This is a genomic window from Rossellomorea sp. FM04394 (assembly GCF_041889765.1).
Lineage (GTDB): Bacteria > Bacillota > Bacilli > Bacillales > Bacillaceae_B > Rossellomorea > Rossellomorea aquimaris_B.
In genome coordinates, this window is the sequence record NZ_CP168654.1 from 4,244,832 (window position 1) to 4,268,581 (window position 23,750).

A 23,750-nucleotide genomic window follows, 5' to 3' on the forward strand; every position below is an offset into this window, starting at 1 on the left:
CAAATTCGACCGGTTTGTTTTCAATTTTGGCGTTTTATTTTCAAATTCTGGGGATTTATTTTCAACTTTCGGGATTTATTTTCAAAAACGCACTCTTTATTTTCAAATCCACCAGGGACAACCGGTACCAGGTAACTTTTTGGAGGTTTTTCACTCATCATCATATTTTATTATCCACTTTGAGGATTTTATTATCGAGATGGGACCATATATTATCGACTTTCTAAATATATTATCGACTTTGAATCATTTATTATCGACTTTCCAAATATCCTATCGACTCGCGTCCCAATCCCACTCTGCCTTCCAACGAACCATCCCAGCTACTACACCATTCGACAAACTCCCCCACCCTCACCTAACCCCCTTCTCCCACTTCCCCCGCCTCATGTTCCTTTTCCCCCTCCTTTTGCGTTATAATAAAAGAATGCGATTTTATAGATTGGAGAGGTTGGTTGATGTCGATTCGTATTCAGGAGTTGAAGGATAAGTTACTTCCCATGAGTCAGTCGATACAGGGTGAGCTGGACCCTAATCAGGAAGAGAGCAAGAATGTCGTGTCGAAGGGCCTTCTTTTGTTCCGTCAGAACCTGGTTTCAAATGTAAAGGTCCGCGATGAGGAAGTGACGGCCGAGGTACAGGATGTGACGCCTGTGACCCTTGAGCTGAATTTCTCGTTCCCACTATTAAGTAAGTGCTCATGCCCTCAGGATAAATGGTGCCGGCATCAAATGGCGACCTTTTTTTTGCTATATAACAAGGTTGGACGGGTCAGTGAGTGGATCCAGAATTGGCGGAGTCAGTCTGCTCCCGCTAGTCAGGAATCCCGGGCTTTGGATGATTTATTGAAGAAACACAGCAGCACCGGTGCCCTAAAGAAAGCAAGCGATCTATTAAACGAACGGAAAACGCGGGGAAACACGCCTGAGGAATGGTGGCAATTCTTTTACTCTATCCTCAAGCAGGAAGACTTGGAGTTACTTGAAAGACAGCCCTATTTGATGGATGTCCTCGTTCAGAATATAACGAAACGCTTCATGAAAGAAGCGCCATTTGAACGTGAATGGAAGCCCTTATATCAGCTGTTTGCCACCTTTTATTTGTCCATACATATCGATCTGTATTTACAAAAGAGGAATGTTGAACTAAGCCGCGAGCAGTACAGCATGTATGATTTTCTTTTAGGGGAAATGGAAGACGCTGTGGAAAAACTGTCGATTCATGCCATGCCGTTCAGCTTCGATCCGTACATTGCCTTTTTGAAGAAGAAGACGATCGAGATGAGTGATTCCACAGAAAATAGTACGATGATGAAAGCCGAAGTGTACCGCTTCCTATGGTACTACTTGTTTAAACATAAGTCTTGGCGCCGTGAAGAGGTAGCGCGATTGGAAGAGCAGGACGGTCAGGATCCTACTTTTTACAATGTGGCCCTTCTCCATCAATATCTGTTACTCGAGGATTTGAATAAAGCAAATGAAATCGTGGATGAGCTTGGTACAGAGCTTGTCGCGTTCAGTGAATTCTGGCTGCGCAAATTTTTCGTCGGCAAGCGTTATGAAGTCGGTTTCTTTCTTGTACGGAATATCTTATCAAGGATGCCGGATCACCTTGAAACCCTCGACTATTATGAAGCGACACGATTCGTGCGCTGGTTTGTGCGGATATTGCCGATGGATTGGCTGATGGAGAAGGACAGCTCACTTGTGAACGAACTCCTTCTGTCCATGCTTCCGTACAGCTTTTTCTCCTACAATGAGTATCTCATTAGCGCGAAGGCTTATCGTGAATGGGTGGAGTTGCAGAAGTACATGAGCTATAGCATTCAGGAAATGGAAGGCATGGGACTCCGCGATGTGACGAAGGAAGCGCCTGAGCTCGCACTGCCCATCTATTACTCCGGGGTCATGGATGCGATCGATCAGAAGAATCGTGACAGCTATAAGCTGGCGGTCCGCTATATGAAAAAGATCCGGACGATTTATAAAAAAATGAAGAAAACTGAAAAATGGGATGTGTATCTCACCTATATTTTAGATAAATACAAGCGATTACGTGCGTTCCAAGAAGAGTGCAGAAAGGGTAAGTTAATCGATGCTTAAACTGTCTTCCGTAAAAATCAACGTCAACACAACTGAATATGAAGACCGTTTCTTCATCACTGCAGAAAATGACGAAGGAAAACTTCTGGCTCCAAAAGAATGGAAGGGCCAGCTGTTTCTTTGGCATGAAGAGAGTTTCTACGGGACACTCCTTGAGGAATCCGCCAACGGGATTGCCGTGACTCAGTGGCAGCTTCTCACATTGCTTGCCGGTGAGCATTTCAGCAGCATGATACAGTGGGACTGGGATGAAACCGGGCAGGCGTGTATCGCGATCGCTCCTGTGATCTACGAGGCGGTGGAAGCCGGACGCTGGCTGCCACGCTTCGAGGAATGGCAGGAAAAAGGACTGCAGTTTCATATCCCCGATGAGGTCTGGTCGAATTTTAATGATGGGTTTTGGGAGGAAGAACTTCCTGATGGAGGTCCGTCCCTCAAAACGTTGACGGAGAATTGGTTTCAGGGTGCCCTGAATGAGGCGATGGCTTCGGGCGGGTCGAGTGCGATGAAGCGGATCCAGAAGCTGAAGGAAAGTACACTTACGTCTGAAGAGCTGGATGCGTATTTTGATGAGAAGCGCTGGAGTGAATGGATCGCTGGCGAGGATGAGGAGCTTCCGTTCTCGATCGGACTCAGGATCTCTGAGCCGCTTGATGAGGATGAGTCATGGGAGCTTGAGACGATCCTTAGAGACCGCAAGAAAACGAATCGTGTCATTTCACTGGCTGAAGACACAGTCCCTCCTTCCTGGAAGAAACATCTGACGGACGTATCGGAAGAACAGGAACGCTGGATGAAGATGATGCCGATCTTACGTGACGCGGACGGGTCACTCCGCACGGCTCTTGGTGAGCACGATGCCTGGGATTTCCTATCCGTGCTGAGTGAGAAGCTCATTGACTTGGACATCGAAATCCTCTTGCCATCCTGGTGGGAAGCCATGAAGGATGCTCAAGTGTTGGTGAAAGCCAAGCTTAAGAATACGGACACAAGCTACCGTCCTTCATTCGTAGGATTGAATGCCATGCTTGATTTCGACTGGCGATTATCCATGAACGGTGTCAATCTGTCGGAGGATGATTTTAATCAGCTCGTCGATAATCAGCGACGCTTGGTGAAGATCCGTGGTCAATGGATGAAGCTTGATCCCGCCATGATTCGCAGGATTCAGCAGATGATGACGAAAGCGAAGCAGGAAGGGATTTCGATTCAGGATATGCTGGAGCAGGAGCTCGTTCCACGCGATTCTGATGAATCGGATCTTGAACCCGAAGACGACGAGCATGATCCCTATAAATACGCCAAGATCCAGCTGGAGCTCAATCGCTCGATGAAAAAAATGATCCACCAGCTTACAAATGTGTCCTCGATTCCATTAACGGAAACACCTGACGCGTTTATCGGCGAGCTCCGCCCTTATCAACAGCTTGGCATGAGCTGGATGCTCTTTTTGCGGAAGTTCGGATTTGGCGCGTGTCTGGCTGATGACATGGGGCTGGGGAAAACAGTACAGTTGATCACGTACTTGCAGCATGTAAAAGAAACGGAGAAACCGGAAACACCTTCATTGATCGTTGCTCCCACTTCCGTTCTCGGAAACTGGCAGAGGGAGTTGGAGAAATTTGCTCCGGACTTGAAGGTTCACCTGCATTACGGGCCGACCCGATCGAAAGGCGAGCAATTTGCCACAGATATCAAAGGCGTAGATGTGGTTCTCACCTCTTACGGCTTATCACATATTGATTTTGACGAGTTATCGGAAGTGGTTTGGACATCGATCTCTCTTGATGAAGCGCAAAACATCAAGAATGCCAATACGAAGCAATCCCGTGCGATCCGCAAACTCAGCGGTAAGCACCATATTGCACTTACCGGGACCCCGATGGAGAATCGACTGTCCGAGCTGTGGTCAATCTTTGATTTCCTTAACCACGGGTATCTTGGTGGATTCACACAGTACCAGAAAAACTATATCGCTCCGATTGAAAAGGATGAATCAGAAGAAAAAGTCAAAGAGCTTCAGGCAAAAATCAAACCGTTCTTATTGCGCCGAACGAAGAAAGACCCTGAAGTGGAATTGAATCTGCCTGAAAAACTGGAGCAAAAAGAATATTGTCACCTTACCGCTGAGCAGGCAGCCCTATATGAACAGCTGGTGAAAGACACTCTAGCGAAGATTGAAACGCTGAGTGGATTTGAGCGGAAAGGATTGATCCTGCAAATGCTCAACCAACTGAAGCAGCTCTGTAACCACCCTGCTCTTTATTTAAAGGAACCGGATCCAAAATCAATCCTGTCCCGCTCTGAAAAGATGCAGAAGCTGAAGGACATCGTGGAAACCGCTCTGGAGTCCGGCGAAGCTTGCCTGATTTTCACTCAATATATTTCAATGGGTGAGATGATCCAGGAAGTAATGAAAGAAGAGTTCAACGTCGATGTTCCATTCCTGAACGGCAGCATGGCAAAAGGAAAACGCGATGAACTCGTGGAGAAATTCCAGAATGGCGAGTTCCCAGTATTCCTGCTGTCACTGAAAGCAGGCGGAACCGGTTTGAACCTGACAGCTGCCAACCACGTCGTTCACTACGATCGCTGGTGGAACCCGGCTGTTGAAAACCAGGCAACCGACCGTGCTTATCGTATCGGACAACAGCGATTCGTTCATGTTCATAAACTTGTTTCTTCAGGTACCCTTGAGGAAAAAATCGATGCGATGCTGACGAAAAAGCAGGCATTGAACGATGAAATCATCCGCAGTGATCAGTGGGTTACCGAATTGTCTGATCAGGACTTGAAGTCGTTGTTAGTGTTGGAATAATTGTTAATGGCCTCTTTCCTTTTGTGGGAAAGAGGTTTTTTGATAGGTGTGGCAATTGGGTGAGCTGGCGTTTACTAGTAGCTAATGGGGGGTTTTTTAAAAGGGTTTTGACAAATTAGGCTTAGGTTTGAAACTTTCTTGGTCATTATTACAAATATAATCGTAAAATGTATACGATTTTTTATGCCGACTTGTTTTGTTGAGCCACTTTTAAGCAAACTTGTGCTACTTCTGGACTTTGTTGTGCCACTTTCAGCGTTCGTTGAGCCACTTTCCACAAAACTTGTGCCAAATTGTGAATAACTGAAATCATTACCGTTCATCACGGGCAAAGATCTAATTCAATCGCTCTCTTACCAATCAAAAAAACGCCGGCTCCCCAAAAGGAAACCGGCTCAATATGAAGACAATAAGGGGAACGACTGCTACTTTACTCACTGCTACACATGTTTATCTCTAACGAGGTATGGTTGAGGCATGTTGCGGTGACCATTGGAATTTGAGACAGCTGCTTATTAGGTTGGTTGGATTTTTCGTATGGAAAGAATTCTGGGTGAGGTTGTTTTACTTATGACGAGGTTTTCAATACTGGATTCGGGTACTCATATCCTTGCTCGAGGGCAGTCACCCGTTGAGATAAATAGAAATTTTCGACATTCGCTCTTGCTACTTTTTTGATGAGGTCCTCTGTTAACTTTTCCATTCGGATGATTCTTTGTTCAAGATCTTGCAGTGTGGCCACAACTCCATCTCCCTTTTAAAAATGTTAGAACGGTAATTCGATTGGCTCTTTTTTGTTTGGGTCGGAAGCATTTACCGGCTCCCGTTTGCTGTCCATAAACCTGACATTTTCAGCGACGACTTCCGTTACATACGTGCGCTTTCCCTGATCATTTTCATAATACCGAGTTTGTATGCGACCGGTCACTCCAACGACAGATCCCTTTCGGCAATATTTCTCCATATTATCGGCTGCCCGGTTCCAAATGGTGCAGAGTACAAAATCTGTATCAATTTGGCCTTTTTGATTCTTGTAGTTGCGATTCACAGCTATCGTTGCGTTAAGTATCGATTTTCCTTCCATTGTTTTTCTTGTTTCGGGGTCCTTGGTCAGCCTTCCAACGATGGTCACTTGGTTGATCAATTGGATTCGTTTCCTCCTTTCTCATATGATGCTCTCATCTTACAACCATCTCTCTCATCTTGTAAAATCATGGATTTCCGAAATTCGAGGCAAAAATGGCTTAAATTTCGGAAATTCCCCTAGGGAGATTTTGCGTTTTTTGATCGAAATCGGGCTCATAAACACAAAATTGCATCTTTCGTTCTTTTTTTCATCGAGGAATTTGTTAGGGAAACAATTCCTACTATGATATAATTTTATAAAACCTTTAAATGGGAGATGTTCGTTCATGAAAACCTTTAAAGTTATTTCACTGCAAGTAGTGGAAAACGATGAACTGCGTGACTTTGAAATTGTGGACGGTCTGATTATAAATAAAGAAGATGGACAAAGTACGTGGCTTGTCGAAACCTATTTGTCCAATGAATATATCGAATTTTTTCAAGAGGCTCAGCAAAGGAATGAGGATTTGGAAATCCAAGTCGTGATTTCCCATAAAGCCAACGATCCGGCTGCTTTCATGACCTCCATCCGTTGTATTAAAGAAATGGATGATCATATTAGCATTATGTTTGAGGGGAAATTGAAGAAACAACGCAATGAATATGCTGAATTATTACTTGATGACTTAGTGCAAAAGGGGTATTCTGGCGAGGAATTAATCCGTGAATTTCGTGAGAAAATGGTATCGAAACCGCGTATTCCGGCAACTGCAAAACCTAGCGTTTAATTATACGAAATTATGTAAACTTTATATAGAGCAGGGTATAACTGTTTGCTATAATAAACTTATACGTTTATTTCATTCCCTTTTATAATGAAGTTCTAGGCAGGTGTGAACAGTGATTGGTGAAAGAGTTAAAAAATATAGGCAGGAAAAGCGAATGTCCATGACAGAACTAGCTGAAAAAGCAGGCGTCGCTAAATCATATTTAAGTTCTATAGAGCGTAACCTTCAACAAAACCCTTCCATTCAGTTCCTTGAGAAAGTTTCGGCTGCATTAGGGATCCCATTGGATGCTTTACTGCATGATCAACCGGATAATCAAAATGTCGATCACGAATGGCTAAAAATTGCCGAAGAAGCTATGGATTCTGGCATTTCAAAAGAGCAGTTTCGCGAATTTATCGAGTTTAACAAATGGAAGCTAGGCAATAAATAAAGTCTTGCGATTGTTCGCAAGACTTTATTTATTTTAAATCACCTTGTAACCTTCTTTCATTTGTGGGGTCTGACTGTGGAGAAACTTTCTTATTTCCGCTTTTGGTATTCCTGCTTCCAGCGCTTGTTTGATCAACTCTACCCATTCCATATCAAGTTCACGATTTGTCATCAATTTCCCCTCCTAAAATACTATCTAGTATTTCAGGCAATCCAGCCATCATAGCTTTAAATACGCTCCGTAACCTTCCTTATCGAGAAAAGCGTATTCCCCCACCTTAGATCTGTGACTTTGCGTCCCTACCTTTCAATAGGTTTGCCTTTATCTGACTAATTCGTTATTACTGATTCTATTATACTAATAGAATTCTATTTCCTATGTTGTTTTTTGTCTTTTCTGACAATAATATTTACCCTTTATTTTTACACATACACCTATTATTTTACATTTTTTAGAATATATATCCACTATTTTCTTCAAATTATTTGATATTCAAGAGAAATTTGTCGAATTAATTTGGATGGAGCATTAAACGTTCTTGTTATAAGATTCTAATTTTTTCCTTATTGTTGTGACTTTTTGAGTGATATCCTGAAATGATGTTGCTTTATAAAAAGAACATTCCGTTAAATCATTGCCACAGGAAGGACATAACCATTTTCCAGATTCAGAACTACTATATGATGCCCGTGTACAACGTCTGCAAATTTTTTTATACAATTTCCTGACTCCCTCCCTGCTTTCAAATCCTTAATAATCGACGAAACGCTTGTTCTTTTTAAAGAACTATTTAATTTAGTATATAATTCTTTTATATAAGTCTAAAGTCTCTCATTCAGCCATAATAGGGCAAAAATCCAGCTTGATTGTTCTTTATTATGAATTTTCTTTCAATTTCTTACTATTTTGTTATTTATAAAAAACAATATGTTCTATATAATGAATATATTAGAGTTGGGAAAGGACTGTGATTAATGGTAGGTGAAAAGATAAAAAACTATAGGGAGAAAAAAGGAATGACCATTATTGAGCTTTCTAAACAGTCTGGTATATCTAAGTCCTATATAAGTTCAATAGAAAGGGGAATCCAAAAGAACCCCAGTATACAGATCCTTGATAAATTATCTGCAGCACTTGGAGTAGCGTTGAACCAGGTACTTGACTTTAAGCCTGATATTGATGAGGAATGGATCCAATTAGTAACAATGGCCATTGAGGAAGGTTTAACAAAGCAGGAGTTTTTAGAATATATTCAGTTCATTCAGTTTAAAAGACTTAGTTCGAAGGGGAATTGATGCTGGTAATATAGATGTCTTACCATTTTTAACATGCACTATAAGAAAAGAAAAATAGCGCAGAAAGCTTAAAGCCTCTGCGCCCTATCATTACTCGTCCTTATTATCCGGATCCTGCATATCTTTATCATCTTCCACAGCGTCTTCTTCAGGCGTGTTGTTATCCTTCGCTGCATCTTTGTCACCTTGCTCGTTTTGGTCTTCTGACTCAGGTAAATTCTCTTCACCCATGTCGCCGTCATTCTCGTTCATGCCATCTTCTTCAGGCATTTCTTCTTCTGTTGGTGCCTCATCTTCCGGAGGAGGCTCCTGGTCTGCATTACATCCTACAAGAAGCATGGCAGCAAGTGCTGATCCACCAAGAATTGATAATAATTTTTTGCTCATGATGTATTACTCCTTTCTAACGTGTATGTTAGTTAATGTAAGACCGTTACTTTGGTCTTTCGTTAGCATTCCCTGAAAATGAATTAACTTGCATTTTGAAGGGAACTTTTTTGGAGAAATTTTATTTGAGCATTTGACAAAAAAAACGGGCCTGAAGTGAACGAATCACACCAAACCCAGTTACAAATAGACTATTCTTGTTTATCTCCAAGAGCAAACATCATTTCCAATTCGCAGGCAACCTCACCGTCAACCGTCGCCACGCCTTTGCCTTTACCGATAGGCCCTTTAAAGCGGATCATTTCAACCTCAAGTCTCAGCTGATCTCCCGGCTTAACTTGGCGCTTGAAACGACATTTATCAATGCCTGTAAAAAAGGCCAAACGTCCACGATTATCTTCCACTTTCAGCATGGCCACAGCTCCAACCTGAGCCAGCGCCTCTACAATCAGCACACCAGGCATAACAGGATAATCAGGGAAATGTCCATTGAAAAACTCCTCATTCGCCGTTACATTCTTAATCCCCACTGCTTTCTTGCCTTCTTCCACCTCAAGGATTCTATCCACCAACAAAAACGGATAACGATGGGGAATGATTTCTTTAATTTGATTAATATCAAGCATTTAAAACTCCTCCTACCAATATGTATGTACACCTTATTGTATCTAAAGTGAATGTGGAAAGGCAACAACCTGGAGAGGGACGGACCTCATCAAATATTGCCCATCTGCATTAAAAGCCTATGAAGTCTGGGTTCTTTTATGAAGAATTGCAAAATCGAGGTCCGTCCCTATATTTACACCCCGTGAAAAAGGATTGCCTCCATATACAAAGAGTGCAATCCTTCAATAGTTAGGGTTATGTTGTTGGCAGGTTATCTGCTTGGGAAGGGACGGACCTCGAATACTAAGCTCAATTACAATGAACCCACGTGATATCAGGAATCTTTGCCCTAAGCTGAATATTTCGAGGTCCGTCCCTCAAAAAGTTAATTTTTTTTGACGATGTCGATGATGTGCTGCCAGGTTTCTGCTTTGAATACGTCGGCTGCTTTGCCGTCTCCGATGCCTGCAAAGCCTATGACGGCACCCAGTGCGAGACTTCCTGCAAGAAGAAGGATAAACAGAAGGATTCTGAGCCAGATCGGCAGCATGCGTACACGCACCCAGCGCGTCGGCTTGGATTCGTCCTTTTGCTTGACTTTTTTTTCTGCTTTTACTGCTTCTCTTGTCGTTTTCTCTTCTTGTAGTAGCTCTTTTTCACTCATAGCATTTAACTCCTTTTAGCGTATCCCATTTACAAGGCCCATCATTTGATCTGCAAGGGAAATCGAGCGGGCCTGAAATTGATATGATCGTTGGACATTCAGCATGTCCGTCATTTCTTTGCTTATATCAACGTTTGATGCCTCTAACGAATTCTGAATCATTGAGATATCAGCACGTCCTCTGCCAACGACATTCGTTACGATTTCATCTTCCGTAACACCCAGCCCGTCCAGGTTCACTGGTAAACCTAACAGGTTACCGCCAAACTGCTGAAGGAACTGAGGCTTTTCAACCGTGACGATTCCCAGGTTGAATTGCTGATTAGCTCCGCCTGAATCCATAACCGTCAGCGTTCCATTGTCCCCTAACTGAAAGGAAGAAGCATCTTCCGAAAATGTAATATAGTTATCGTTCTCATCCAGGACCGGCAAGCCGCTTCCGTTTACAAGCATCGCTTCTCCATTCCCGGTTGGACTGACAAAGAATTCCCCGTCCCTCGTATAGCGCACGGCACTCCCGTTATCATCAGCAGCAAGGACTTTAAAGAACTGACCCTCATTTGTTAAAGCAAAATCCAATTGGCGGCCCGTTGATTTTAAAGATCCCTGGTTTAAGATCAATTGAGACTGTGAAAGCTTTGCACCACTGCCTTCCCGTATTCCAAGGGGGGTAAGTCTACCTGGCTCAAATTTATCTATACGTTGATTCTTAACCTGCTGCACAAGTAGCTCAGAGAATGTCGCTTCCCTTCGCTTATATCCAATTGTATCTGAATTCGAGAGATTATGACCAATCATGTCCATTTGTTTCTGCAATTGACCTAATGTGTTGGTTGCTGTAATCATCGTTCGATTCAAGACGTGTTCCCCCCTATTATAAGGTATTCAGTGGCGAAATTCATTTACAATCTTTAACTATCAGTTGACCCGTCCAATTTCGTTCGCTGCTTTTTCCATACTTCGATCATACGCTTGAAGGACTTTTTGATTCGCTTCAAAGGCTCTGTACGCTGATAACATATCCGTCATCGTACGGGAAGCATCCACATTGGACCTTTCAAGAAAGCCCTGCTTGATGGTAAAAGAAACATCGTTTTCCTCATAAGCATTTGGAAGAGGCTCATTGCCTTCTGTCGCAAATAACCCGTCTCCCTCTTTCACAAGTCGATTGGGATTGTCTGAATAGCCAACGCCTAAAGATGCCACAATTCTTCCATCGACAACGATCTGTCCTTTTTCCCCAACCGTGAACTGCTCACTGTCCAGTTGAATGCGCTCACCATTTTCATCCAGAATATAAAAACCGCTGTTCGACGTTAAAAAGCCGTTCCCATTCACAGTCAGATTCCCGTTTCGTGTATAGCGTGGATTTCCATCCGCACCTTCCACCGTGAGAAAAACGGATCCAATTGTCCCTGCTTCCCCATTTGTCGGCATGGAACCGTCCAGTAGTGCAATGTCCAAGTTTCTTCCTGTTTCCTGAAGGTCTCCCTGAAGAAAAGAAGGAATCGCCTCTTGCATATACACACCCGTATTAAGAGGTCCCACCTTTTGATTAAAAGGAAGGGAAAGTCCTTTCTCTGTCGGGATGGATGTTGAATCCATACGTTCCAGGAGCATTTCAGGAAATGCCCGCATGGATGCCTGATCCGCTTTATATCCCGGCGTATTCGCATTCGACATATTGTTCGTTAACATTTCAGTCTTGCGTTGTTGAGAAAGCATTCCTGATGCTACAGTATAAAATCCTCGAAACATGTTTTTCACCTCATAACTGTGTAGCCGTTTTTATATCGGATGAATGGTGCGATATTTTTATAAGAAAAAATTATCCAATTCGTCTTCTTGAAATTTTATCGATGTTTTCGAGCATTAAACCGGTTCCGACCGCTACGCAATCCATAGGGTTTTCAGCAATTAGTACCGGTACTTTCAGTTCTTCTGCAAGAAGGGTATCCATTCCGTGAAGAAGTGCTCCCCCGCCTGTCAAAATGACCCCGCGGTCAATAATGTCCGCTGATAATTCCGGTGGAGTCTTCTCAAGGACATTTTTAGCAGCCTGTACAATGACAGCAACCGATTCACGAAGAGCCCCTTCAATTTCCTTAGCTGTCACGGTAATTGTGCGAGGAAGGCCAGATACCATGTCACGGCCGCGGATGCTCATTTCACTCCGTTCTTCATCAAATGTTTCTGAGAATACTGTACCAATGTTCACCTTGATATCTTCAGCAGTACGTTCCCCGATCAGAAGCTTGTACTCTTTTTTAATATAGTTAAGGATTTCTTGGTCAAACTTATCACCGGCCATTTTAATGGACTGGCTTGTCACAATGTCACCCATGGAAAGAACCGCTACATCCGTCGTTCCTCCACCGATGTCCACGACCATGTTTCCTGTAGGATTGAAGATATCCATCCCCGCTCCAATGGCTGCCACTTTCGGTTCTTCTTCTAAGTAGATCTTCTTACCGCCGCTCTTCTCAGCCGCTTCCCTGATCGCCTTCTGCTCTACACTCGTGATGTTCGTCGGGCAGCAAATCAAGATTCTTGGCTTAGAAAGAAACCCTTTTACATTCAATTTATTGATAAAATGCTTCAGCATCGCTTCTGTCACATCAAAGTCAGCAATGACACCGTCTTTTAACGGACGGGTCGCCACAATGTTTCCAGGAGTACGCCCAACCATGCGACGCGCTTCTTCCCCAACTGCTAATACCTTACCTGTATTCTTATCCAAAGCCACAACCGATGGCTCATTCAAGACAATCCCTTTACCCTTAACATGAATCAAAACATTAGCCGTACCAAGATCAATCCCAATATCTTTCGCGAACATCTTGTGTTTCTCCCTTCTTCTTCTACAAATTCATCATTATTTTCATCTATGGTTTCATCTTTATGTCATTACGTTAAAACGTTAAGGCAAAACTTTCACCTAATTAATTATTTTACCATAAATATGTCGAATGTAGGTATTCTATGTCAAAAAAATGTATTGATATTGTTATTTATTTGGAAAAGTATAGGGATATAGGAGGGGGAATGTTACAGGGATGTTAAGGTTTGGTGAAGTTGGTGGGGTAGAGGGTGTTGATTGCCCCTGGAATAAAATACAAATTCAGCTGTTAAAAAAACACGAAATTTCAACAGGCAAAATCCCTCGAAATTTCAACAGGCAAAGTCGCTTCGCAAAACCCCTCCATTCCCCCCTCAAAAACAAAAACACACCAAGCGTGACCCATTTTTCTGGGGCTTGGCGTATTTTGGTTAGCTGTGGAGCTCTTCTTTTTTGTATTTCTGCTTCGTCGCTTCTCCACCTCGTAGATGCCGGATAGATTTATGATAATCAAGTATTGTTTTGACTTCATTTGCGAGTTCTGGATTAATTTCTGGCAGTCGTTCTGTTAAATCTTTATGGACAGTACTTTTGGACACGCCAAACTCCTTCGCAATTACACGAACAGTTTTTTTCGTCTCCACGATATACTTACCAATCTTGATTGTTCTCTCTTTGATGTAATCGTGCACACCACTCGACCTCCCTAAATTGGATGTGAGAAGTGTGAAATGAGACCCGCTTTCGCATCAATGAAATAGTACAGACCTCTTGCACGTATGGACACATGTGCAAGCGGCAGAAAGCCTTATTTAATCCACGGCAGCTTCCTGATGTTACAACGTATAATCAAATATTCAGCTGATGATCAATGGTATAATGACGATTCCTCACCTCAAACACTCTCTATTTTGATAGGTTTGTATCATTTTATTAGCTTGTGCCCACATATATGCACAAAAAACACAATAAGGACAAGGTTTGAGGTTGATTTTCTGAAAAATCACTCTTAGGGACGGACCTTCACATGGATTAGTGGAAGAAGTGGTTAGGTCAGATAATGTTCCAAACCCGGATTCCCATCCCTTCACCCACGCCCTCGGCTGACCTGGACCAACTCTCCCCAGGTCTCCACCTTCCGATCCCTTAACAGCTCCAGCAATTCTACAAACAGATAAGCCGTCATAAGAGCATCGTTTAACGCCCTATGTCTTGGATAAACCCGAGTCCCAAAAACCTGGGCGTACCTTTCAAGATCTCTCATATCATATGAGGGCGAGAGAAATCCGATAAGATTAAGCGTGTCTATGCTTGGGGACATCTGAAGATGATACCCTGCCCGTTTCAGTTCACTCTTCAGCACGAGTTCATCAAAGCTTACATAGTGTCCAACCAAACTATTCACGTTATTTCCTTCTAAAAAATTGAAGAAGTCACGAATGGCATCGGAGGCTACCGGTGCTTTTTCGACATCTTTTGACTGAATTCCAGTCAGCTGATTTATTTCCTGAGAAATGAGTCGATGAGGATTGGAAAATGTCTGAAATGTGATGTTTTCCTTTACCTCATACCCTTCTACTTTAACCGCTCCGATTTCCAGCATCCGGTCCTCTGCTCCAACGCGGAATCCAGTCGCTTCCGTATCAAATACAATAAATGTAAGGTCTGCAATTTTCCTGTTCAAGGGGACTGAATCATAGTGGAGCGGACACGAGATCTTTTTCTTTGAAAAAATGAAGATCTTCACATCCCTTCTATGTTAAAGAGTAATGAGACAGCATCATATGTTGAAATTCACGAATCGTCTTCACACTTTTGTACAGGTTTTCTTTTTTACGGGTGGAGAGGGTGGAGAGGTGTACCGTATCTCCCTTATCTTTCCGCTTAAACTCTATATAGAGTTTCATTGCTTCCTGGAATGCTTCTGATAATTCTTCTGCAAATTCCGGGGAAATCGACCGTTTTTCTTTCAAAAAATCCAGCTTCTCCCGGGTCGCTCCCGACGTACTCCCATGGGCAGCGTTCAATATCTGCAGGGCATGATGAAAAGGGAACAGAATATCTTTCTTAATGGAAACCGTTTTTCTGTCCATGCCTAATATCGAACGAATGGATGAATGAAGAACCGGCACAGGTTTGGTTTTTTCCACTTGAGCCAGCCGTACCAATAATATCTTTGAGCTGCGGAGCTGATCTTTGATCGCATTTTCAAATGTTGAGTGAACCCTTTCGTCCCCATATAAAAATCGATAAGAAAAGAAGTTTTGTACCTTCAATAGGGTTTCTTCTGATGAATGGACAGACCATTCTCTCAACCTTTCCTGCCAGGAAGCCACACTCCCTGTCCACGCTTTCTGATTCGACATCATACCTCCGTCACAAAGACGCAGTCCTGCCTTTTCCAATTCAACAACGGCTCTATCAGCAAACTCTCGAAAATATTCCACCGCTTCATTACTATGTTTTTCATAAACGAGGAAATGATCTTGATCTGTCAACTTGAACTGCTCTTTCCTTCCTGCTGAGCCCATGACATAAAAGGCATACAGGCAAGGAATCTCCCTGCCTTCTTCTGATAACTCTTCCTCTACCTGCCTTAAGATCCGCTGATAAATACGATCGAAGAGCCCGGACATGAAATCGAGTATGTGAAACACCGGAGCATGCGCCTTCCAAAGACTCGTTAACATGGACTCTGCCATCGGTTTCACCTTTTCCAGAGGGAAATCCTTGCTTTCCAGTTTCCTTGCACTCGTCAGCGTTCCTATATGATTCGCTTTCATTACATCATGTAAAGTGATGATGCCGACGAGAGGTCCGTCCCTCTCCTTACCCCCGACAACGGGCAGATGTTTGATGGAGTGGTCGATCATGGCAGCGAGGGCTTCGTACAGATAGGCGTGCTGGGTGATGACGATTGGAGTGGGGGTCATGGTCCCTTTTACTGGTTGGGCGAGAGGGACGGACCTTGCAAGGCATCTGGAGACGAGGTCTCTTTCTGTCAGGATTCCTGCGATGCGATTGTTTTCCAGAACGATGACAGAGCTGACCCGGTTTTCTCCCATCTCTTTGGCGGCATCATTTAAGGAGTCCTCGCTATTGATTGTAATGACCGATTTCGTCATCACGTCACTCACCCGCTTCAGAATCGTTGTCCGCTCTTCAAGCCCGTGCGTCACTCCCACTTGCTGCGATAAGGAATAATAAACATCCTGAAGTCGTTTCGAGGTTTCTTCCAATAAAAAGTTCTTCAAATATGGTTCGTTCCAATAAGCCCGCAAACTGGTATACGGAACGAGGCAGAGCTGGCAGTCCTCCTTCGCCTTGACCTCAACCGAGGAATAAACACTCTCCTCTACCGCTGTATTCAGAACAGAGTAAAGACTCGATAAGCCGACGATTCCGTCCTTCGAAATCATTTCGAGAATCTCTTCTTTTTCCTTAGTCACAACGACTTCTACTTCTCCCTTCACAACAAGATAGAGTCCGAGACGATGTTCATAGCTTTTAAGGATGGTATGGTGTTTTCCCACTTCCAGCCGCTTACACTCAGTAAAAAGGGAAAGAGCCGTACTCCTCTCCATCCCCTTGAAGAAGGGATGAAGGAGTACAGCTTCTTGAAATGATCCGTCAGGCTTTGAAGTCGACATCGTCGTTCACCCAAACTTCTCCGTCTTTGAAGGTCATTTGTTCAGGGTAACGGAGGTCCATTACCTCTTCTTGAATCTTTTGAGAAGGTGCTTTCGTCATCAGTGATACGACGATATTGGCAATAGTGGCTGCTGTTGCACCGAACACCCCTGCACCAGTATCAATGATGCCGAATAGTGTAACACCCGATCTTGCCAGGAAGATATACGTAAGGGTTACCCCTAACCCTACAAGCATCCCTGCAATGACCCCTTGGGCGTTAGAGCGTTTCCACCATACCCCGAGCAAGAGGGCAGGGAAGAACGTTCCGGACGCCAGTGCAAAGGCCCAGGCGACGATCTGAGTGATAACCCCTGGAGGATTGAGTGCCACAATCCCGGCGAGGACCGTCGCGATGACGATCGACCAACGGGCAACGGCCAGACGATTCTTCTCTGTCGCGTTCGGTTTGAATACACGGTAGTAAATATCATGAGCAAAGGAGGATGATATCGCGATCATCAATCCGCCTGCTGTCGATAACGCCGCTGCCATGGCACCAGCCGCTACGAGACCGATGACGAATACGCCTAAATTTGCAATTTCCGGTGTTGCCATGACCACGATATCATTGGAGATGATAATTTCCTTCCACTGCAGGATTCCATCTCCATTTGCGTCTGCAACCTGTAATTTCCCTGTATCCACCCAGGATTTCGTCCAGGAAGGCAAGTCACTGATTTGGCTGCCCGCTACCTTTGTCATTAAAATAAAGCGGGAAAATGCTGCATATGCAGGTGCTGATAAATAGAGAAGTCCGATGAAAAGAAGGGCCCATGCTCCTGACCAGCGAGCTGCCTTCATCGTAGAAACCGTATAGAATCGAACGATTACGTGTGGAAGTCCCGCGGTCCCTGCCATCAACGTAAACATCAGAGCCATGAACTGCCACTTCGTACCGTTTGTGAAAGGAGCGAAGTATTCCGAGACTCCAAGCTCACGATCGAGCTCACCGATTTTCCCTACCAGTTCCCCATAGGAAATCCAGGGTGCGGGGTTTCCGGTAATTTGTAAGGACATAAAAATAACAGGTATTAAATAAGCGATAATAAGGACAACATACTGAGCAACCTGCGTCCACGTAATCCCCTTCATCCCCCCGAAAGCTGCGTAGAATGCGATGAGGACCACCCCGATCATCGTACCGACTTTGGCATCGATTTCGAACAAACGACCGATTACCACCCCTGAACCTGATAGCTGTCCAATGGAATACGTAAAACTGATAATGATCGTGCAGATGGCGGCAATGACGCGGGCCGTGTGGCTGTTATACCGGTCCCCGATGAATTCCGGTACCGTATAGCGCCCATATTTCCTAAGCTGTGGGGCAAGTAAGAAGGTTAACAGTAAATATCCTCCCGTCCACCCCATTATGTAGGCAAGTCCATCATAGCCGAGTATCATGACGGTACCAGCCAGTCCAATGAATGATGCCGCGCTCATCCAGTCGGCCCCGATGGCCATCCCATTAAAGATCGGCGGCACTCCCCGGCCTGCTACATAGAAGTCCGATGTCGCTTTTGCTTTGTTATAAACAGCTATTCCGATATATAACGCAAACGTCAACAGAATAATCGACGTTGATACTAAAAACTGAGTATCCATTTATCGTTTCCCCCTGATCTGTTCTATATATTTGGTTGAATCCATTTAATGATCTAATGTTTTCCCATAGCTGATCTGTTCATTTTTACTTTCATCAATGCCATATTTTCTATCGATTCCATCGCTTACCTTCGCATTTACATAGAGTAATATGATGAAAATGACAATGGATCCTTGAGCCCCCATAAAGTAGTGAAATGGAAAGCCATTGAGGGTGATCGTTGACAGGCTCTCGGCAAACAGGACGACTCCAAAGGAGGATACGAGCCAAATCACTAAATACAGCGCCATATAACGGTTTTTTTCTTTAAAATACTGATCCGCTTTTGCTCTATCAATCTTCTTCATTTATGTAACCCCTTTTCAAGCTCATTATTTTAAACTGAAAATAAATTTCACGGTCTCAAAGAACGGAACAGGGACCATGGCAATCTGAAAAATAAAGTAAATAAATAAAGACAAGAATGGAATGGTTAAGAAGAAAGCCCGTTTCTTTCTCAGTGCAAGAAAAACACTTCCCCCTGTTATGAGTAAAATCGCGATGAAGTAAAGCAATGTTTCACCTCCTGGTATGGTAAGCGCTCTCCAAATATCCCTTGATCATCCGACCTCCCGCCTAATAAAGATTTAATTTTCTGAAATTTTATTCATGCCCCCATTATCTTTTTTGGAAAAAGCCTGGTCAATAAAGAAAAAACGACAATTGTCCATTTAATTTTTCTATTTGAATAAAATCATTTTAGTAAGATAAAGATATTGAAAAATGAGATAGCATTAATAGATTCGTATGGCATGGAAATGCTTTTCCAGTAAAATAACGCCTTTGTCGAATTTCCGAGGAAATCTTTTATATTGATGAGGAGACAATTGGAATACACCTGAAAACAAAAAAACTGACTGGAAATCACCAGTCAGTTTTTCTTCATCTATATGATTATTCTTCGTCTTTTACGTCAGAGCCATTATTGGCTGCGTCGTCTTTTTGATCAGCATTTTCTTGTTTCGGCTTTTGCTCAGCTTCCGGTTTTTCTTCTGCTTCCGGCTTTTCTTCAGCTGCATCGTCAGTACCGTTTTCTTCAGTTGCTTTATCTTCAGTAGCTTTGTCTTCGCTAGCTTGCTCTTCTACGGCATTTTCTTCTGCTGCTTCAGCATTCGGCTGTTCACCTGAAACCTTCTTATCTTCTAATTGCGCTTCTTGAAGTGTTGCAAGGGACTTATTGAAGTACTCCAGTGGATTCACTGCTACATTTGCTTTACGAATTTCAAAGTGTACGTGAACGCCAGCTTCTTCATTAAATAAGCTCTTACCTGCTTTAGCGATAGCTTGTCCTTGATCTACTACATCTCCAACCGCGACTTCAAAGTCTTTCACTGATTGATAACGAGTAACGATTCCTTTGCTGTGCTCGATTTCAATCGTGTTTCCGAGTAGGGAATCTTCTTGAACCTTTGTGACTGTACCGCTCATGGCAGCAAGAACATCGAATTCTTTTCCATCTTTAGAGATGTCGATTCCTTGGTTCGGATAGTACATGTTACCATAAACAACAAGGGCTGCTTCCTGTTCTTCCGCTGAAGCTTCAGTATCGTAGAATTGTTTTTCGATCACTGTATCTTCTGGACTTGCAACAGGCATTACAAAGTTTTCCAATGAACGATTGACTTCTTCTGCAGGCTGGTTAAATTCATTGTCAGTAGGAACTCCATCATAGCTGTAATCCTTGGCATTCTCGTTTACATCATTTCCTGCTTGGTACCACAGAATCCCCGTGATAATGATTGCTGCACTTGCTAAATAGATTGCTGGGTATGCCCAACGTCTTTTCAAAAAGTTTTGAGAAGGTTGTTTCTTTTCTTCCTCTCTCATTTTCATCACCTCAGCAATCATTCTGAACAGAATTCAGAAAATATATACACATTGGGAGAAAAATTTTTAATTTCTTATCTTTCGACAAATGGATGGAAAGTATGTATGATTTTTAAAATAAGATGAAATTTTCTTGTTGAGAGCACGAATTACTTGAGCCCGTACTCTATCTCACCATGATACAATGATAAAATAACACCATACAGAAAGGACGAGCTGCATATGAAGAATCTTCTTAGGTATGTGCTGACAGCCGCGCCTTTTCTCTATATGATTCTTATCTGGATTATGTCGAGTAATCCGGATGATGCCGTCATTCGTTTTCCTGATAATCAGTTGGATCGTTTCATTAAGGAATCTCTCCATTTAGTCGAATTCGGTATTTTATATGGGTTATTTGTAGTCGCTCTGTTGGCACACGGAAAGCTTCGGTTCACCTTGAATTTCACGGTTGCCCTTATTAGCATCTTTTATGGATTTGTGGATGAGATTCATCAGTCCTTTGTTCCGTATCGGTCTGCAACACTGATTGATGCCGCGAAGGATTTGATCGGGGTCACTATCCTTTTTTGGATTGTGAACCGGACCTATTTTAAAAAGCCCGATCATGCATTGACGAAAAAGATGAAGAAGTTCGAAGCTTATGTAAAAAAGGATTGAGCCTTTACTGGTCTACTAGACCTGAAGACTCAATCCTTTTTATTATCTTTGCGCCGTTACTTTCTGGAGGAGCTTATCGGATTCCGTTATTTTGACATCTTTATAGTAATGGGTGACGATGTCTTGATAATTCTTGCCTTCCTTCGCCATCCCGTTTGCTCCGTATTGGCTCATTCCGACTCCGTGTCCGAACCCTTTCGTGGCAATGACAATATGATCATCTTTCAGATACCATGTAAAGTCTGAAGATCTGAGTTCTAATTTCTCCCTGATCTCCCTGCCGGAGAATCCTTTACCGTTAATTTCAACACTCGCTACCCTTTTGCCTTCCGTTCTTGATGTGATCGTTCCAACCGAGCCATCCTTTGGGAGTGTTACACCCAGTTTCTGCTCAAACTCTTTGATCGGGATGATCTTTTGATCCTCGAATCTTGGTGACGCGGAGTCCCAAGGGCTTTCGACACTTCTTAAGTATGGATATTCATTTGGCCAATAAGCCTCAGAGTTTTCTGTGTAACCATTGCTCGTTGAGAAAAAGGCTGCGGTGATCGGCTTACCATCATAGGTCAGCACCTGCCCCATCGTTTCAAGGACCGCTTCGGAAATCTTTTTGATTTTCCAATCATATTCGGCTCCCCAAAGACCTGCAAGCTCCTTCTGGTTCTTATACACCTGATGGGAGACCGTATCTGTCACATCCGCGCCCTTCGGAACAGAGGAGTCCTCAAGTAGAAGCTGATTCACAATATACGTCCGTGCTGCAAGGGCTTGTGCTTTTAAGGCTTCCTTTTCAAAGTCTGCAGGCATTTCACCAGCCACTACCCCTACTACATACTGCTCCAAAGGAAGTTTCTCGATCAAATTCTGGTTGGAGCGATAGACAGCTACCTCAACTGAGTTCGCCAGTTCTTCGACGGATGGCGGATTTTTCAGCTTTTCGTCTAAGTTTGCCGTTTCCTTTTCTGATGAAAATGGGAGCACGAGAAGAGTAGGGACAATAAAGATGATGCTGATAAAGATTGAGAAGATGATCAGTACTGGTTTCAAATGCTTCATGTTCGCGGCCTCCAATGAAAGATTAAATAGGAGAATGTCCTAGCACAATTCTCCACTCTCTTTCATATGTATGGTAGTGGACAAGCAATTATGAATCTTTTAAGAGTGATTTTGATGGTGAGAGATGATCGAGATCCGTGAACATAGAAGTAAAGATGTTTCTTGCGGAGAGGATGCATTTTTGAAAATAAAATCTGAAATTTGAAAATAAATGTGCAGGATTTGAAAATAAAAGTGATTTCTTGAAAACAAATACTGCATAATTGAAAATAAACGACTTTTCCATATCGGCTAAAGCTACTTTTCTACCTATTTAACGATATTTAAAAGGTGTCCATCGCAAATCCAGCGGTTTTCGCTGATAATCCAGCCGTTTTCGGATAGAATCCGGCCAATTTAACGAAAAATCCAGCCGTTCCTGACAAAAATCCAGCCGAAATCAACAATAATCAAGCCATTTTACTTATTTTACCAAAACATACGCTCAATTCACAGATCCTCTCTGTCCAAACAAAAAAGGCAAGCTTTTCTATAAAAGAAAAGCTCACCTTTCTATCTAATACTTACGCATCCTTGATCATGTCTTGCTGCTCAGAAACAGGAGTTTCTTCCACTTCTTTCACACGCTCGATATCGGCACCCAGGCCTGCAAGCTTCTGATGGAAGTTCACATATCCACGATCTAAATGCTTTAGTTCTGTTACTCGCGTATACCCGTCTGCTACCAGACCAGCGATTGAAAGGGCTGCTGCTGCACGTAAATCCGTTGCAGCCACTTCTGCCCCTTGAAGAGGTGTTGGTCCGTTCATGATCACAGAACGGCCTTCAATCTTAATGTCTGCTCCCATACGACGGAATTCTTCAGCATGCATGAAACGGTTTTCGAAAACTGTTTCAGTGATGACGCTAGTGCCGTCAGCTGCTAATAGCAATGCCATCATTTGAGATTGCATATCTGTTGGGAAACCAGGATGAGGCATTGTTTTGATATCGACTGATTTCAGTTTCTCCGGCCCGATGACACGAAGCCCTTCTTCTTCATCGATGATCGTTACGCCCATTTCTTCCATCTTCGCAACTAAAGAAGATAAGTGTTCAGGGATTGCGCCCTTTACAAGGACATCACCTTGAGTGATGGCAGCAGCCACCATGAATGTTCCTGCTTCGATACGGTCCGGAATGATGCTGTGCTCGACACCGTATAGACGGTCAACACCTTCGATACGGATCGTTCCAGTACCTGCACCTACTACGTTTCCTCCCATTTTGTTCAGGAAGTTAGCTAAGTCGACGATTTCAGGCTCTTTTGCGACGTTTTCAAGGATTGTTGTCCCTTCTGCAAGAGCAGCAGCCATCATGATATTTTCTGTTGCCCCCACACTTGGGAAGTCCAGATAAACCTTGGCACCCTTCAATCTTCCATCTACTTCAGCTTCGATAAAACCATTTCCTACCTTCACTTTCGCTCCCATTGCCTCGAAGCCTTTTAAGTGTTGGTCAATCGGTCTTGATCCAATGGCACATCCACCAGGAAGCGCAACACGTGCCTTACCTGTACGTCCGAGTAGTGATCCCATTACAAGGACGGATGCACGCATTTTTCGAACATATTCAAACGGTGCTTCTACAAACAACTCTCTTGATGCATTCACGATGACTTCACCATTGTTAAACTCTACATCTGTATTTAAATGACGTAATACTTCATTGATCGTATATACATCGGAGAGTGGTGGTACATTTTTAATTACACTTTTTCCTTCACTTGCTAATAATGTAGCAGCGATGACTGGTAAAACGGCATTCTTTGCTCCTTCAACTTGCACTGAACCGCTTAAACGCTGACCGCCGCGGACGATAATTTTTTCCAAG

The 23,750-nt window shown here is 43.3% G+C and carries 24 protein-coding genes and 1 riboswitch; of the genes, 6 read left to right on the forward strand and 18 right to left on the reverse strand.

All coding sequences use genetic code 11. The annotated features are described in order from the left end of the window. Window positions 1-458 precede the first annotated feature (458 nt). Together ACCB35_RS21200 and ACCB35_RS21205 are read left to right on the forward strand one after the other, a co-directional pair. On the forward strand, window positions 459-2,102 hold the full coding sequence (locus ACCB35_RS21200) for an SWIM zinc finger domain-containing protein (protein WP_374055212.1): 1,644 nt from the start codon (window positions 459-461) through the stop codon (window positions 2,100-2,102). Beyond that, entirely contained in the window at window positions 2,095-4,920 is a 2,826-nt protein-coding gene (locus tag ACCB35_RS21205) for a DEAD/DEAH box helicase (protein WP_374055213.1), read from the forward strand. Before ACCB35_RS21200 ends, ACCB35_RS21205 begins: the two co-directional genes overlap by 8 nt. Window positions 4,921-5,488: 568 nt before the next feature. Here the strand turns inward: ACCB35_RS21205 and ACCB35_RS21210 are convergent. Then, window positions 5,489-5,662 carry a hypothetical protein gene (locus ACCB35_RS21210; protein WP_374055214.1) on the reverse strand — a complete coding sequence of 58 codons (174 nt, stop codon included), beginning with the start codon at window positions 5,660-5,662 and terminating at the stop codon, window positions 5,489-5,491. A gap of 24 nt (window positions 5,663-5,686) precedes the next feature. Continuing rightward, complete coding sequence (locus ACCB35_RS21215) at window positions 5,687-6,064, reverse strand: single-stranded DNA-binding protein (protein ID WP_044339964.1); 378 nt, start codon at window positions 6,062-6,064, stop codon at window positions 5,687-5,689. Window positions 6,065-6,332: 268 nt separating this feature from the next. On the opposite strand from ACCB35_RS21215, the gene ACCB35_RS21220 reads away from it, so the two are divergent. Further along, window positions 6,333-6,773 carry a YwpF-like family protein gene (locus ACCB35_RS21220; protein ID WP_044339965.1) on the forward strand — a complete coding sequence of 147 codons (441 nt, stop codon included), beginning with the start codon at window positions 6,333-6,335 and terminating at the stop codon, window positions 6,771-6,773. A 112-nt stretch (window positions 6,774-6,885) separates the two neighbouring features. Continuing rightward, on the forward strand, window positions 6,886-7,206 hold the full coding sequence (locus ACCB35_RS21225) for a helix-turn-helix domain-containing protein (protein ID WP_374055215.1): 321 nt from the start codon (window positions 6,886-6,888) through the stop codon (window positions 7,204-7,206). Window positions 7,207-7,239: 33 nt separating this feature from the next. On the opposite strand, the gene ACCB35_RS21230 is transcribed toward ACCB35_RS21225, so the two are convergent. After that, a complete protein-coding gene (locus ACCB35_RS21230) occupies window positions 7,240-7,377 on the reverse strand; it encodes an anti-repressor SinI family protein (RefSeq protein ID WP_374055216.1) in 138 nt (45 codons plus the stop codon). 32 nt (window positions 7,378-7,409) lie between these two features. Further along, window positions 7,410-7,536: riboswitch (cyclic di-GMP riboswitch) on the reverse strand. A gap of 644 nt (window positions 7,537-8,180) precedes the next feature. On the opposite strand from ACCB35_RS21230, the gene ACCB35_RS21235 reads away from it, so the two are divergent. Next, window positions 8,181-8,501: a helix-turn-helix domain-containing protein gene (locus ACCB35_RS21235; protein WP_374055217.1), complete on the forward strand. Its 321-nt coding sequence runs from the start codon at window positions 8,181-8,183 to the stop codon at window positions 8,499-8,501. A 90-nt stretch (window positions 8,502-8,591) separates the two neighbouring features. Here ACCB35_RS21235 and ACCB35_RS21240 read toward each other — a convergent pair whose 3' ends face one another. From ACCB35_RS21240 to ACCB35_RS21300, 13 genes are all read right to left on the reverse strand, one after another. Continuing rightward, a complete protein-coding gene (locus tag ACCB35_RS21240) occupies window positions 8,592-8,888 on the reverse strand; it encodes a hypothetical protein (protein WP_374055218.1) in 297 nt (98 codons plus the stop codon). A 191-nt stretch (window positions 8,889-9,079) separates the two neighbouring features. Continuing rightward, complete coding sequence (gene fabZ, locus ACCB35_RS21245; RefSeq protein WP_044339970.1) at window positions 9,080-9,514, reverse strand: 3-hydroxyacyl-ACP dehydratase FabZ; 435 nt, start codon at window positions 9,512-9,514, stop codon at window positions 9,080-9,082. Window positions 9,515-9,879: 365 nt separating this feature from the next. Further along, window positions 9,880-10,158 carry a DNA-directed RNA polymerase subunit beta gene (locus tag ACCB35_RS21250; protein WP_374055219.1) on the reverse strand — a complete coding sequence of 93 codons (279 nt, stop codon included), beginning with the start codon at window positions 10,156-10,158 and terminating at the stop codon, window positions 9,880-9,882. A gap of 15 nt (window positions 10,159-10,173) precedes the next feature. Continuing rightward, complete coding sequence (locus ACCB35_RS21255) at window positions 10,174-11,016, reverse strand: flagellar hook-basal body protein (protein WP_374055220.1); 843 nt, start codon at window positions 11,014-11,016, stop codon at window positions 10,174-10,176. Between the two features lie 60 nt (window positions 11,017-11,076). Beyond that, the gene (locus ACCB35_RS21260) at window positions 11,077-11,916 is read right to left on the reverse strand and encodes a flagellar hook-basal body protein (RefSeq protein WP_374055221.1); all 840 of its coding nucleotides are present in this window, start codon (window positions 11,914-11,916) and stop codon (window positions 11,077-11,079) included. Between the two features lie 70 nt (window positions 11,917-11,986). Then, complete coding sequence (locus ACCB35_RS21265; protein WP_374055222.1) at window positions 11,987-12,997, reverse strand: rod shape-determining protein; 1,011 nt, start codon at window positions 12,995-12,997, stop codon at window positions 11,987-11,989. A gap of 431 nt (window positions 12,998-13,428) precedes the next feature. After that, on the reverse strand, window positions 13,429-13,689 hold the full coding sequence (spoIIID, locus tag ACCB35_RS21270) for a sporulation transcriptional regulator SpoIIID (protein ID WP_032086905.1): 261 nt from the start codon (window positions 13,687-13,689) through the stop codon (window positions 13,429-13,431). A gap of 395 nt (window positions 13,690-14,084) precedes the next feature. Next, window positions 14,085-14,681: a PolC-type DNA polymerase III gene (locus ACCB35_RS21275; protein WP_374055223.1), complete on the reverse strand. Its 597-nt coding sequence runs from the start codon at window positions 14,679-14,681 to the stop codon at window positions 14,085-14,087. Window positions 14,682-14,751: 70 nt separating this feature from the next. Further along, window positions 14,752-16,647: a DUF294 nucleotidyltransferase-like domain-containing protein gene (locus ACCB35_RS21280; RefSeq protein WP_374055224.1), complete on the reverse strand. Its 1,896-nt coding sequence runs from the start codon at window positions 16,645-16,647 to the stop codon at window positions 14,752-14,754. Next, window positions 16,628-18,295 carry a sodium:solute symporter family protein gene (locus ACCB35_RS21285; RefSeq protein WP_044339976.1) on the reverse strand — a complete coding sequence of 556 codons (1,668 nt, stop codon included), beginning with the start codon at window positions 18,293-18,295 and terminating at the stop codon, window positions 16,628-16,630. The genes ACCB35_RS21280 and ACCB35_RS21285 overlap by 20 nt, the downstream gene beginning before the upstream one ends. Before the next feature lie 45 nt (window positions 18,296-18,340). Next, window positions 18,341-18,643 (reverse strand): DUF4212 domain-containing protein, encoded by a 303-nt coding sequence (locus ACCB35_RS21290; RefSeq protein ID WP_044339977.1) that lies wholly within the window; start codon window positions 18,641-18,643, stop codon window positions 18,341-18,343. Between the two features lie 24 nt (window positions 18,644-18,667). Beyond that, window positions 18,668-18,850, reverse strand: a complete 183-nt coding sequence (locus ACCB35_RS21295; protein WP_374055225.1) for a hypothetical protein — start codon at window positions 18,848-18,850, stop codon at window positions 18,668-18,670. A gap of 379 nt (window positions 18,851-19,229) precedes the next feature. Beyond that, window positions 19,230-20,162: a peptidoglycan DD-metalloendopeptidase family protein gene (locus ACCB35_RS21300; protein WP_374055226.1), complete on the reverse strand. Its 933-nt coding sequence runs from the start codon at window positions 20,160-20,162 to the stop codon at window positions 19,230-19,232. A gap of 222 nt (window positions 20,163-20,384) precedes the next feature. Between ACCB35_RS21300 and ACCB35_RS21305 the strand changes: the two genes are divergently transcribed. Further along, the gene (locus ACCB35_RS21305) at window positions 20,385-20,822 is read left to right on the forward strand and encodes a VanZ family protein (protein WP_374055227.1); all 438 of its coding nucleotides are present in this window, start codon (window positions 20,385-20,387) and stop codon (window positions 20,820-20,822) included. A 42-nt stretch (window positions 20,823-20,864) separates the two neighbouring features. Here ACCB35_RS21305 and spoIID read toward each other — a convergent pair whose 3' ends face one another. After that, a complete protein-coding gene (spoIID, locus tag ACCB35_RS21310) occupies window positions 20,865-21,878 on the reverse strand; it encodes a stage II sporulation protein D (RefSeq protein WP_374055228.1) in 1,014 nt (337 codons plus the stop codon). 563 nt (window positions 21,879-22,441) lie between these two features. Next, window positions 22,442-23,749, reverse strand: coding sequence for a UDP-N-acetylglucosamine 1-carboxyvinyltransferase (gene murA / locus ACCB35_RS21315; RefSeq protein WP_044339982.1), 1,308 nt, complete (start codon window positions 23,747-23,749; stop codon window positions 22,442-22,444). Window position 23,750: the final 1 nt, after the last annotated feature.

Coding starts and splice junctions, on each gene's coding strand:
- ACCB35_RS21200 (WP_374055212.1), top strand. CDS start 459: ATGTCGATTCGTATTCAGGAGTTGAAGGATAAGTTACTTCCCATGAGT.
- ACCB35_RS21205 (WP_374055213.1), top strand. CDS start 2,095: ATGCTTAAACTGTCTTCCGTAAAAATCAACGTCAACACAACTGAATAT.
- ACCB35_RS21220 (WP_044339965.1), top strand. CDS start 6,333: ATGAAAACCTTTAAAGTTATTTCACTGCAAGTAGTGGAAAACGATGAA.
- ACCB35_RS21230 (WP_374055216.1), bottom strand. CDS start 7,377: ATGACAAATCGTGAACTTGATATGGAATGGGTAGAGTTGATCAAACAA.
- ACCB35_RS21235 (WP_374055217.1), top strand. CDS start 8,181: ATGGTAGGTGAAAAGATAAAAAACTATAGGGAGAAAAAAGGAATGACC.
- ACCB35_RS21240 (WP_374055218.1), bottom strand. CDS start 8,888: ATGAGCAAAAAATTATTATCAATTCTTGGTGGATCAGCACTTGCTGCC.
- fabZ (WP_044339970.1), bottom strand. CDS start 9,514: ATGCTTGATATTAATCAAATTAAAGAAATCATTCCCCATCGTTATCCG.
- ACCB35_RS21250 (WP_374055219.1), bottom strand. CDS start 10,158: ATGAGTGAAAAAGAGCTACTACAAGAAGAGAAAACGACAAGAGAAGCA.
- ACCB35_RS21260 (WP_374055221.1), bottom strand. CDS start 11,916: ATGTTTCGAGGATTTTATACTGTAGCATCAGGAATGCTTTCTCAACAA.
- ACCB35_RS21265 (WP_374055222.1), bottom strand. CDS start 12,997: ATGTTCGCGAAAGATATTGGGATTGATCTTGGTACGGCTAATGTTTTG.
- ACCB35_RS21280 (WP_374055224.1), bottom strand. CDS start 16,647: ATGTCGACTTCAAAGCCTGACGGATCATTTCAAGAAGCTGTACTCCTT.
- ACCB35_RS21285 (WP_044339976.1), bottom strand. CDS start 18,295: ATGGATACTCAGTTTTTAGTATCAACGTCGATTATTCTGTTGACGTTT.
- ACCB35_RS21290 (WP_044339977.1), bottom strand. CDS start 18,643: ATGAAGAAGATTGATAGAGCAAAAGCGGATCAGTATTTTAAAGAAAAA.
- ACCB35_RS21300 (WP_374055226.1), bottom strand. CDS start 20,162: ATGAGAGAGGAAGAAAAGAAACAACCTTCTCAAAACTTTTTGAAAAGA.
- ACCB35_RS21305 (WP_374055227.1), top strand. CDS start 20,385: ATGAAGAATCTTCTTAGGTATGTGCTGACAGCCGCGCCTTTTCTCTAT.
- spoIID (WP_374055228.1), bottom strand. CDS start 21,878: ATGAAGCATTTGAAACCAGTACTGATCATCTTCTCAATCTTTATCAGC.